At 69.2% G+C, this 10672-nt stretch carries 11 protein-coding genes and 2 pseudogenes; 4 read left to right on the forward strand and 9 right to left on the reverse strand.

Annotation, left to right across the window (positions count from 1 at the left end; genetic code table 11):
- Nucleotide 1 precedes the first annotated feature (1 nt).
- Nucleotides 2–1231 carry an RNA-guided endonuclease TnpB family protein gene (locus RB628_RS31195; RefSeq protein ID WP_318323942.1) on the reverse strand — a complete coding sequence of 410 codons (1230 nt, stop codon included), beginning with the start codon at nt 1229–1231 and terminating at the stop codon, nt 2–4.
- Nucleotides 1232–1443: 212 nt separating this feature from the next.
- Here RB628_RS31195 and RB628_RS31200 point away from each other — a divergent pair, with 212 nt between their 5' ends.
- Both RB628_RS31200 and RB628_RS31205 read left to right on the forward strand, forming a co-directional pair.
- Nucleotides 1444–2304: a carbohydrate ABC transporter permease gene (locus tag RB628_RS31200; protein WP_318323952.1), complete on the forward strand. Its 861-nt coding sequence runs from the start codon at nt 1444–1446 to the stop codon at nt 2302–2304.
- 5 nt (nt 2305–2309) lie between these two features.
- Nucleotides 2310–3710, forward strand: coding sequence for a glycoside hydrolase family 32 protein (locus RB628_RS31205; protein ID WP_318323953.1), 1401 nt, complete (start codon nt 2310–2312; stop codon nt 3708–3710).
- On the opposite strand, the gene RB628_RS31210 is transcribed toward RB628_RS31205, so the two are convergent.
- The gene (locus RB628_RS31210) at nt 3673–4737 is read right to left on the reverse strand and encodes a LacI family DNA-binding transcriptional regulator (protein ID WP_318323943.1); all 1065 of its coding nucleotides are present in this window, start codon (nt 4735–4737) and stop codon (nt 3673–3675) included. The two genes, RB628_RS31205 and RB628_RS31210, sit on opposite strands and share 38 nt — an antisense overlap.
- 938 nt (nt 4738–5675) lie before the next feature.
- On the opposite strand from RB628_RS31210, the gene RB628_RS31215 reads away from it, so the two are divergent.
- Complete coding sequence (locus RB628_RS31215) at nt 5676–6191, forward strand: MarR family transcriptional regulator (protein WP_318323944.1); 516 nt, start codon at nt 5676–5678, stop codon at nt 6189–6191.
- An 85-nt stretch (nt 6192–6276) separates the two neighbouring features.
- On the opposite strand, the gene RB628_RS31220 is transcribed toward RB628_RS31215, so the two are convergent.
- The 4 genes from RB628_RS31220 to RB628_RS31235 all read right to left on the reverse strand — a co-directional run bounded on the left by RB628_RS31220 (nt 6277) and on the right by RB628_RS31235 (nt 8514).
- On the reverse strand, nt 6277–6702 hold the full coding sequence (locus tag RB628_RS31220) for a PPOX class F420-dependent oxidoreductase (protein WP_318323945.1): 426 nt from the start codon (nt 6700–6702) through the stop codon (nt 6277–6279).
- Between the two features lie 75 nt (nt 6703–6777).
- Complete coding sequence (locus RB628_RS31225) at nt 6778–7170, reverse strand: nuclear transport factor 2 family protein (RefSeq protein ID WP_318323946.1); 393 nt, start codon at nt 7168–7170, stop codon at nt 6778–6780.
- Between the two features lie 37 nt (nt 7171–7207).
- Nucleotides 7208–7990, reverse strand: a complete 783-nt coding sequence (locus tag RB628_RS31230) for an MBL fold metallo-hydrolase (protein WP_318323947.1) — start codon at nt 7988–7990, stop codon at nt 7208–7210.
- A 143-nt stretch (nt 7991–8133) separates the two neighbouring features.
- Nucleotides 8134–8514 (reverse strand): VOC family protein, encoded by a 381-nt coding sequence (locus RB628_RS31235; protein WP_318323948.1) that lies wholly within the window; start codon nt 8512–8514, stop codon nt 8134–8136.
- A gap of 299 nt (nt 8515–8813) precedes the next feature.
- On the opposite strand from RB628_RS31235, the gene RB628_RS31240 reads away from it, so the two are divergent.
- Nucleotides 8814–9695: an SPL family radical SAM protein gene (locus tag RB628_RS31240; protein ID WP_318323949.1), complete on the forward strand. Its 882-nt coding sequence runs from the start codon at nt 8814–8816 to the stop codon at nt 9693–9695.
- Between the two features lie 22 nt (nt 9696–9717).
- Here RB628_RS31240 and RB628_RS42740 read toward each other — a convergent pair.
- The 3 genes and pseudogenes from RB628_RS42740 to RB628_RS31255 form a co-directional block, all read right to left on the reverse strand.
- A pseudogene (locus tag RB628_RS42740) lies at nt 9718–9923 on the reverse strand (winged helix-turn-helix transcriptional regulator).
- Nucleotides 9896–10114, reverse strand: coding sequence for a hypothetical protein (locus RB628_RS31250; protein WP_318323950.1), 219 nt, complete (start codon nt 10112–10114; stop codon nt 9896–9898). The pseudogene RB628_RS42740 and the gene RB628_RS31250 overlap by 28 nt, the downstream one beginning before the upstream one ends.
- 354 nt (nt 10115–10468) lie before the next feature.
- Nucleotides 10469–10672 (reverse strand): annotated as a pseudogene (locus RB628_RS31255) (VapC toxin family PIN domain ribonuclease); the annotation flags it as partial.

Consider the following 10672-nt stretch of genomic DNA (forward strand, 5'->3'; position numbering starts at 1 on the left):
GTCAGTTGGCTTCCTCCCCTGCCCAAAGGCGCGGGATTCCAGCGGTCGCCCGCTGGGTTTCCTGCTTCACCGACGAATGCCCCGTCCGGGAGGACTCCCGTTGAGGTCTTACACCGTCTCCACAGGCAGACGCCGCCAGCCCGGCGGCCAGGATGTTGCGCGCCGCGTTCACGTCGCGGTCATGCACGGCGCCACACTCGCACGTCCACTCGCGGACACTCAGCGGCAGTTTCCCGCGGACCGTGCCGCAGTTCCCGCACAGCTTGGAACTGGGGAACCAGCGGTCGATCACGACGAGTTCGCGCCCGTACCAGGCGCACTTGTACTCCAGCATCATGCGCAGGTCCGTCCAGGCCGCGTCCGAGATGGCGCGCGCGAGCTTGCCGTTCTTCAGCAGGTTACGGACGGTGAGGTCCTCGATCACGACCGTTTGGTTCTCACGGACGAGACGAGTCGAAAGCTTGTGGAGGAAGTCCCGGCGCCGGTCGGCGATACGCGCGTGCACGCGGGCCACGTTGCGGCGGGCCTTCTCCCGGTTCGCCGAGCCCTTCGCCTTGCGGGACAGCTCCCGCTGCGCGCGGGCCAGGCGGGCCCGGTCACGGCGCTCGTGCTTCGGGTTGACGACCTTCTCCCCGGTGGACAGGGTCACCAGGGACGTGATCCCGGCGTCCAGGCCGACCGCCGAGTCCGTGGCGGGGAACGGAGTGATGGTGTCCTCGACGAGCATCGAGACGAACCAGCGGCCCGCCGCGTCACGAGAGACGGTCGCCGTGGTCGGCTCCGCACCCGCAGGCAGGGGACGCGACCAACGGATATCCAGAGGCTCCGCCATCTTCGCCAGCGTCAGCTGCCCGTCACGCCACTTGAACGCGCTGCGCGTGTACTCGGCCGACGCCCGGGACTTCTTCCGCGACTTGTACCGGGGGTACTCGGCCCGCTTGGCGAAGAAGTTCCCGAACGCCGTCTGAAGATGGCGGAGCGCCTGCTGGAGCGGGACGGAGGAGACCTCTGTCAGGAAGGCCAGCTCTTCCGTCTTCTTCCACTCCGTCAGCGCGGCGGAGGACTGCACGTAGGAGACCCGGCGCTGCTCGCGATACCACGCCCGAGTGCGCTCCTCCAGAGCCTTGTTGTACACGAGACGAGCGCAGCCGAACGTGCGCAACAGCTCAGCTGCCTGCTCATTCGAGGGGTAAAAGCGGTACTTGAACGCCCGCTTGACCTGCTGCGTCATGTCTCACATTTTATCAGGTTCCATGTGAGCGAAGAGGGTCGGGTAGTGGTCGGCGGACGCCGAATCACCCTGAAGGCGATTCCCCCTTCCCTGCCCCGCTCCGCGGGAGCCACGTTTCCTCCCCAGGTTGAAGCCGGGGGTATCCACGAAGGAGAGCCCCGATGAGTACGAGTTCCCTCTCGGGTTCGGCATCGGGTTCGGCATCGGGTTCGATGCCGGGTCCCCGCACGAGCCCCACCGCGTCACGCGTACGGCACGGCCTGGCGCCCTGGGGCCGGATCGCAGGCCTGGCGCTGTGCGCCCTGTTGACGCTCGGCCCGGTCATCTGGACGGTGTCGACATCCCTGCGCACGCCGGCGGAGTCCTTCGACCTGCCGCCGAAGATCATCCCCACGAACCCCACCGTCGACGCCTACCGCGGGGTCTTCGACCAGATCGACGTCTGGCTGTACGCACTGAACTCCACCCTGGTGACCGCGCTGATCGCGGCCGGCCAGATGATCACCGCGGGCCTGGCGGGCTATGCCTTCGCCCGCCTCGAATTCCGCTTCAAGAAGCCGCTGTTCGCGCTGGTCCTGGCCACGATGATGGTGCCGTTGCAGGTCACGATGGTCCCGGTCTTCCTGGAACTGAAGACGATGGGTCTGACCGACACCCTGCTCGGCCTCATCGTCCCGGCCTTCCCGTCGGCCTTCGGCACCTTCCTGATGCGCCAGTACTTCCTGGGCATGCCGAAGGACCTGGGCGAGGCGGCGATGATCGACGGCGCGGGTCCGTGGCGCGTCTTCCGGTCGGTGTACGCCCCCTTGGCGGCGCCCGGTCTCGCCATCGTCGGCGTGCTTGCCTTCAACTACCACTGGAACGAGTTCTTCCGGCCGCTGATCCTCGAAACCTCCACCGAGAACCTCACGCTGCCCCTGGGCCTGGTCTCCCTCCAGGGCAACCTCGGCACCGGCTCGATCTCCGTCGTCCTTGCCGGAGTCGTCCTCTCCATGATCCCCGCCGTCGTCGTGTTCGTCGTCGGCCAGCGCCCTCTGCGCGAGGGCATCACATCCGCAGGAGTCAATCGTTGAGTTCCGTGAGCCGGTCGACCGACGCCAACAGCCCGCGTTTCAGGGTCCGCCCGCCGGCCAACTGGATGAACGACCCGAATGGCCCGTTCCGCTGGGGCGATCGATACCACCTCTTCTACCAGCACAACCCCGACGCCCCCGTGCACACGAACGTTCACTGGGGCCACGCCTCCAGCCCCGACCTCGCCCACTGGGACGACCACGGGATCGCCCTGCGCCCCACGCCCGACGGCCCGGACGAGGCGGGCTGCTGGTCCGGCTGCGTGGTGGACGACGGTGGTGTACCGACAGCGGTGTACTCCGGGATCGACCACGACCACCAGGGCCTGAGCGCGATCTGTCTCGCCGTGACCGAGGACGACGGCCTCCAGAAGTGGAAGCAACTGCCGGTGCCGGTGGTCGCCGGCCCACCACCCGGCCTGGACGTGACGATGTTCCGGGACCCTTTCGTGTTCCGCTTCGCCGGTCGCCGCTGGGCGCTGATGGGCGCCGGCCACGCCGACGGCACCCCGTCCGTCCTGGTGTACGACTGTGAGGACCTGCACGACTGGCGGTTCGCCGGGGTCCTGCTGGACGGCCGGGACCCGGCGGCGGTCCGCGCCTTCGGCAAGCGGGCGATCGGCTGGGAGTGCCCGCAGTTGTGGGCGACCCCCGGGGGCGACTGGGTGCTGGCGGTGGCCCTGTGGGACGGCGACCCGCTGAGCACCGCGTACGTCACGGGCCGTCTGGTGGAGCAGGCGGACGGTGGACCGAGGTTCGCGGCCGGTACGGGCGGCGGCCCGCTGGACCTCGGCCGTGACTTCTACGCCCCCTCCGTCCTCCAGGACACGGAGTCCGGCCGCGCCCTGCTCTGGGGCTGGTCCTGGGAGTCACGCCCGCCCGAGGAGGTGGACCGCGCGGGCTGGTCCGGGGTCCTCACGGCACCCCGGGTGATGGACACCCACGAGGACGGCACACTACGGGTCGTACCGGCTCCGGAGCTCGAACTACTGCGAGCGGCCGTCCCGTTCACGGCCGCACCAGGACCGCACCGGCCACTCCCCCTCGCGTACGACCTGCTGGTGACTGCCCGTTCAGCGGCGACCGTGAGTCTGCTGCGGGCCACGTCCGGGGCCGAACTGACCGTGCGACTCGATCCGGCGTCCGGCACGGTGACCCTGGACCGCAAGGCCTGGCCACGCTCCCGCCCGGACGGCACGGCCCCTCTGGTCCTGGCGACCCCGCCGGGCGAGACCCTCACCGTACGGATCCTCGTGGACGGCTCCCTGCTGGAACTGTTCGCGGGTGACCGGGCGACGGCCACGGAACGGGTGTACCGACGGGACGACGACATCGCGGAGCTGACCGTGTCGGGGACGGACGTCGAGGTCACGGGCTGGGAGCTGGTCCCACCGAACCCCGCGTGACGACGGGGCACTCCAGCCGCCGGGTGGTGACCGGCGGCGCGGTCCCGCTGTCGATGGCGTCCAGGAGCAGGCGCACGGCCGTCTCTCCCATCGCGCGATGGGGCAGAGCGACCGTGGTGAGGGGCGGGCTGAGGAAAGCCGCCATGTGTTCCTGGTCGTCATAGCCGACGACGGACAGCTCGGCGGGCACGTCGAGGCCCAGGCGCGCGGCGGCGTGGAGGACGCCCGCGGCGACCCGGTCGTTGTAACAGACGATCCCCGTGGGCCGCCGGTAGGCGGGAACACCGTCCAGCAGCCGCAGCGCGCCCTGGTACCCGGCGACGATCTCCCCTCCCGTCCGCATGATCCAGTCCTTCTCGGCGGTCAGCCCCACCGTCCGCAGCACGTCCCGGAAGCCGCGCAGCCGTTCCGCGGTCGCGATGTCGTCCAGACCGCCCACCAGGGCGACACGGCGGTGGCCCGCATCGAGAAGGACGCGCGCGGCGCTGCGGCCACCGGCCCGCTCGGCGGGGATTACGGCCGGGAGGGAGCCGTCCTCGGGGAGACAGTTGGCGAGCACGGCGAACGTGCGGTGCAGCCCTTCCGGGACTCGGGCGCGGCGCAACGACAGCGCGGCGTAGATGATCCCGTCGACCCTCCGGTCGAGCAGTTCGGCGACAGCCGCGTCCTCGGCGACCGGGTCCTGCCGGGAGTCGACGGTGAGCACCAGGTGCTCACTGCTCCACGCCATGTCCATGGCCCCGCGCAGCAGCCGCCCGGCGAACGGCGAGGTAGCGATCTCGTCCGTGACCAGACCGATCACGGCGGTACGACGGCGGCGCAGGCCACGGGCGACCGCGTTCGGCCTGTAGCCGAGCTGTTCGGCCGCCTTGCGGATCTTCTCCTGCGTCTCGGCGGAGAGGTTGCCCTGGGCACGCCCGTTGAAGACGAAGGACACGGCCGTGTGTGACACCCCGGCAAGCCGGGCAACATCCCGCGAGGTCGCCCGCTCAGCCCCGCCGCCCCGCGTCTTCTCGACCCCGCCCATGCCTCGTCCCCGCCGACTTCGCCTGATCAGGCGAAGCCTACCCGCGGGAGACGTTGCGGAGCCCGCCGCCGCAGACCGAATGGGACACCGGGGTGGAACAGCCGCTGACCTCGGCACGCCGGGGTGCAGGTCGCCGTGCGACCGTGGACGTCCGACCGCTGTCCCGGACCCGGTGCCGGCCCAGGTGACGCGCGTGCTGCGACCTCGTTCGGAGGCATCAGGGCGCTGTGGAATCGCACGATCGACAGCCGCCCGCACCTGGCCATCGGCACTGGCGACGCAGTACGCCTATGGGATCCGGCAACAAAGGCGGGTGCCGGACAACTCCGCATCCTGAAAGGACAGGACAGCACGGTGTACGACCTCTGCCAACTTCAGGCCGAGGAGAGTGCATACCGGCCACCGCCAGTGCGGACATGACGGTACGTCTCTGGGATCCCGACACCGGGGGAATGCGTGCGGTTGATCACAGGACACAGTGACTAGGGTGCGTCTGTGGGACCCGGCCACCGCGACGCGGGTCATGGAGGCCCCGTCCGCCACGTGGCCCTGGTGGTGGCCTCGGTTCGAGGGACTACTTGGCGTAGGCCTCGACCGAGGGCTGCAGGCCCTCACTTTCAGACTGCCGTCCTGACCTCGGATGCTCCCGATCACTCGGCTGATTCGAGGGACGGCGAGCTGACCGTCGACGCCGGACGAGTCTCCTCCAGGCCGCACAGCTCTCCCTCACCGACGACCACGCGGCCCGGCTGAACGCGCTCGCCTGAGCCGACAGGCGCTCGGCCACATGGTCTGCGAGCCCCTGGACGACTGTTCGTCGACAGGGAACTCCGCAGCCAGGTCGGGCCACACGGGGTGGTGGCTCCAGTCCGCAGGACTGGAATGGCAGTAACCTACAATTAACTGTCCATGGAAGATAATTCTTCGGAAGATGACTGATGGCTGACGCCGACCTGAAGCTGCTGTACCGGGAGCTGGTCTCGCTGGAGATCGAGCTGTGGGATGGCATCGAGGGGCGATTGAGGGCGGAGTACGACCTGCCGCTGACCTCGTTCGAGGTGCTGCACCTGCTGCAGCAGCAGCCCGGGCGGCGGATCCAGGACATCGCGGAGAAGTTCTCGATCACGGTGGGTGGCACGAGCAAGGTGGTCGATCGCCTTGAGGCGGCGGGTCTGTGTGGGCGGCGGGCCAATCCGAACGACCGCCGTTCCTCGATCGTCGAACTGACGCCCGAGGGGCGGAAGCTGGTGGACGGGGCGCTGAAGGTCTTCGAGGAGGAGCTGGAACTGCGCATCGGGTCGGTGATTCCCGAGGAGTCGGTACGCGAGGTGACCGCGGTCCTCCGCACGCTGCGGGCGGCCGGGCGCGCCCTGGACGCTGAGCGGAAGGCCAGCGCGAAGACGCCGGTGCCGGCTGCGCGGGCGCCGAAGCAGCCCGGCCGACCGGCATCGTGAGCCGCGACGGCTCGGCAGGGCCCGTGGGTTGATCGGCCGGGGCCGGATGAGCACAGCCCCCGGCCCCGGCCCGTCAGCCCACGATTCAGTCGGCGATACCGGCGAAGGCGATGACTTTGTCGATGTGGCCCCGGACGAGGAGGTTGCCGGGGCCGCCGTTGCGTGCGGCGTACTCCTCGGTACGGTCGTCGCCCATGTATCGGGCACCGAGGAGGCCGCCCCAGCGCAGCATGCCATCCGGGTCTCCGGAGATCGTCGCGCGGCCTTGGAGGAGGACGAACGCGTACGGGGGCCGGTCCTCGTCGACGCAGAGGGCGAACCGTCCGTCGCGGGCGAGGTTGCGGCCCTTGACCCCGTTCTTCTCGGTGGTGAGCACGATGTCGTCGCCGTCGAGGAGGAACCAGACCGGCGTGACGTGGGGGCTGCCGTCGGCGCGGACGGTGGACAGCTTGGCGGTGCGGGTGCCGTACGTCACGAACGCCCGCCACTGCCGCTCGGTCATCTTCCGCATGTGGGTGCCTTTCGTGTGCGTACGGATCGGCTCGTGGGTGTCCGGGGCCGAGTTCGACCCCGGACACCACGGGCTCTAGCCCCAGAAGGTGTCTTCGGCGGCCGGGTCGGCGGAGAAAAGCCACATCTCGGTGATCTTGCCGTTCTCGATGCGCAGGAGGTCGACGCCGTCCATGCTCATCGACGCGTCGTCGCGGCGGCCGGTGAAGTGGATGGTGGCGGCGACCAGGTCCCCGTTGCCCATGAGGGAGTGGATCTTGTCGATGGCGAAGGTGCCCCGGCTGGTCTCCATCATGCTGCCGAGCATCTGGAAGACGGCGCCCTGGCCCTTGTGTTCGCCGGAGAACTGGTTGGCGCCGGGCTGGTGCCAGACGATGTCGGCGTCGAGGAGTTCACCGAGAGCAGCCATGTCTCCGGTCTGGACGGCCTGGAAGTAGGTGCGGGCGGTGTCGATGTTCGCGCTGGTCATGTCGTTCGCTCCTTGGGTTCTTGCGCGGGGGCGGTGGCTATCGGGCGAAGTCGAGGCGGTCAGCGAGGCCGGCTTCGGTGAACGCGGCCTCGATCTCGTTTCGGCCTTCCTTGAAGTGGGCCCAGCTGTCGAAGTGGGCGGGGACGACCCGGCGGGCGCCGAGTATCTGCGCGGCCTCGACGCCCTGGGCGCTGTCGAGGGTGAGCAGGGCGTTGTCGAAGGCGAAGGCCATGCGGGCGCCGCCGAGGAAGAGGATCGCGGTGCCGACGGGAGCGAACCTCCCTGCGATCTCCTCGACGTGCTCCAGGGCGGCGTTGTCGCCGCTGACGTAGACCGGAGGCAGGTCGTCGGAGGTGAGCATGAAGCCGACGACGTCGCCGGTGACCGGTTCGCAGCCGGCGGGGCCGTGCCGCGCGGGTACGCCCGTGACGGTCACAGTGCCGCCGTCGGGCCGCCAGAGCTCGGCGGTCTCCCAGAAGGCCAGCCCCTGCGCGTTGCCCCCCAGACGACCGGCGCCGCTTTCGGTGGTGAAGACGACGGGGACCTCGGGCAGGAAGGCGCGGCCGGCGTTGTCAAGGTTGTCGTCGTGTGTGTCGTGGGAGAGCAGGACGGCGTCGATGCCGCCCAGGTCGGCGGCGGTGACGGGCGACGGGTCGGTCTTGACGAGCTTGTGGTCGCCGGGCAGGGGCATGGGGTACTCGCCGGGCGGGTCGAAGGTGGGGTCGGTGACGAACCTGAGCCCGCCGTACTCGATCAGGGTGGTCGGGCCGCCATAGACGTGGACGGGGATCTTTTCGCTGGTGGCGCTGGTGCCGGACATCGGGGGCCTCCCGGTCGGGGAACGGTGGGGACGCGAGCCCTGCGGGTGATTCCGGCAGGGGAAGGGGCGGACGGAGAAGGGCCGTCGGCCGTGCTGCGAAACAGGTCGTCCGGCGGATGTTGTGTGGCGGCCTGCGCGTCCGGTCAGGGGGCGGGTACGGAGAAGACGCCGAAGTGGTTGCCGGCCGTGTCCTGCAGCCGGGCGAAGCTGAAGCCCGCGGAGTCGGAGACCGGCTGCATGAGCGCCTCGGCGCCCAGTTCGGCGGCGCGCTCGACGGTCGCGGTGACGTCCTGGGCGAGGACGTAGAAGTTCGCGTAGTCGGGGAACTCGCCCTCCGACTCCCACACGCCGCCCGCCGGCTGCTGGGTACCGGGCGGCATCACCGAGTGATAGGTGACGCCCTGGGTGTTGGTGTTGAGGACGTAGTTCCAGTCGAAGAGCTCGCCGTAGAACTCCTTGACCTCCTCCGGCTGGTCGGTGCCGAACTCGAACCAGGCGACCGAGTTGAAGGCGGGAACGGTCATGACACTTACTCCTTTCCAGTCCCATGTCGGGACGAATATGACTCTCCAGGGTGCGCTTGATCCGGAGGGTGATTGCCGCGCTCCGAGAACGGCTCACGGGGCCCGCCTGCCGGAGACGGGCGATCAAGGCCCTGGGTCAGCCGCCCACCCAGCAAACCATTTAGATTCCATGGAATCAACTTCCAGGGATTATTGTTCCGTGTGATGCAGGCCAGGCGTCCAGTCGCCTCGCCCCGCGCACGGCACAGAGACGAGGCCGCCCCGGGCGCGGGCGGCCGACAGCAGAGAGGAAACCCGTCATGGAACCGGTCGAGATCGAGGCGAAGACCCTGATCCAGAAGTCGAAGACCCCGTCGAACGACTACGCGATCAACCCCTACACCGGCTGCGTTCTGGGCTGCGCGTACTGCTTCGCCTCCTTCGCGGGGCGCCAGTTCGGCCGGTCGGCGAAGGAGTGGGGTGACTACCTGTACGTGAAGAAGAACGCCGTCGATCTGGCCCGCAAAGAGCTGGCCAGGATGCCCGAGCACAAGCGCCACGGCACGATGCTGCTCAGCTCGGCCACCGACCCCTACCAGGGCCACGAGACGAAGTACCGGCTCACCCGCGGCATCCTGCGCGAGCTGAAGGCCGTCGAGTACCCGGGCCTGGTCCGCATCCTGACCAAATCGCCGGTAGTCACCCGCGACATCGACCTGCTCACCAGCCTGCCCCGGGCGGAGGTCGGCATGACCGTGACCACCGCGGACGACAAGGTCAGCCGCTGGCTGGAGGTCCGCGCCCCGCTCGCCTCCCGCCGCCTGCGCACGCTCACGGAACTGCGCGAGGCCGGCATCCCCACCTTCGCCTTCGCCGGCCCCCTCCTGCCCCACTTCGCCGCCCAGCCCGAACGACTGGACCACCTCTTCGGACAGCTCGTCGAAACGGGCATCACCGAGGTGTTCATGGAACACATCAACCTCAAGCGGTACATTCGCGAGCGCATGGACCAGGTACTCGCCGCCGAACCCGACGAGGTGCGCGAGGCGTATGTACAGGCCCGCTCCAAGGAACACCGCGAACAGCTCGACGCGATCGTGGCCGGCCTACTGGCCAAGCACGGGCTGCGGCTGCGCTTCGACGAGGTCGTCCATCACGACGACAACGACGCCCTGCGGCAGAGACTGGCCGGCCCGGCGTGAGTACGTCGCACCGGCGGCAGTGTCAGGTGACGGCGTCGGGCTCGGGCTCGGGGACCGCCTGAGCCCAGGCACCCATGGCGTTGAGGACGTCGCGCAACCCCTCACCGAGGGGGGTGAGCTGGTACTCGACGCGTGGGGGATCTCCGCGTAGGCGGTGCGGATGACGATGCCGTGGGTCTCGAACTGGCGCAGCCGGCCGGTCAGGGCGTGTGGGCTGATGCCGGGCAGGGCGTCGCCGCAGCCGTGATACCGCTGATCGCCACATCACCCAGGGCACGAGACCGCCACCGCACCCGCACCGGCTTGTCCGCGATCCGCATCCACCGCACGAAGTGCCGAGCATCCACCCGCTCCGCGCGATCCCACACGATCTCCCAGTCCGTCAGGAACGGCCACAGACCGCCAGGTACCGCTTGCACCCGCCCGTCTTCCTCCCGCCCTCTCAACTGGACGTGGAGCACGGAATGCTCCCCATCGCCCGAACCGAACAGGGCCTCCTGATGCTGCCCGGGATCGCAACCCGAGTTACCAGAGGCCCTGCTGGGATGCCTCGACCACCGCAAGGCGGCCCGGTGAGGGCCGTGCCATATCCGTCGGGGAGCAGGGTGTCGCCCGAGCACGCGAGAGCAATCGGAACTGGGTCACCCGACGGAACGGTATTCGTCAGGGGCGGGTACGACACCAACGCGCGCTGACGAACTCGGGCCGACCACCGGGGCAACGCCACCCTCGTCGCCGCACTCACCACGATCGCCGATCCGGCCGACAGGAGATCAGGCTCGTGCGTCTCGCTCCTGAACTTCCTTGAGGACTCCGGCGACCGTCGCGAAGTCATTGTCGACGTGGAGGACGGTGTACCCATGGTGTACGGCTGTCGCACACACCAACAGATCGATCGCTCCAGCCGCCCGGTGCTGACCCCGCTGGGTCAGTTTGTACTGGGCGGTGTCGACCCAACGCCAGGCGTTCTTCGGAAC

Source organism: Streptomyces sp. ADMS (assembly GCF_033441795.1).
Lineage (GTDB): Bacteria > Actinomycetota > Actinomycetes > Streptomycetales > Streptomycetaceae > Streptomyces.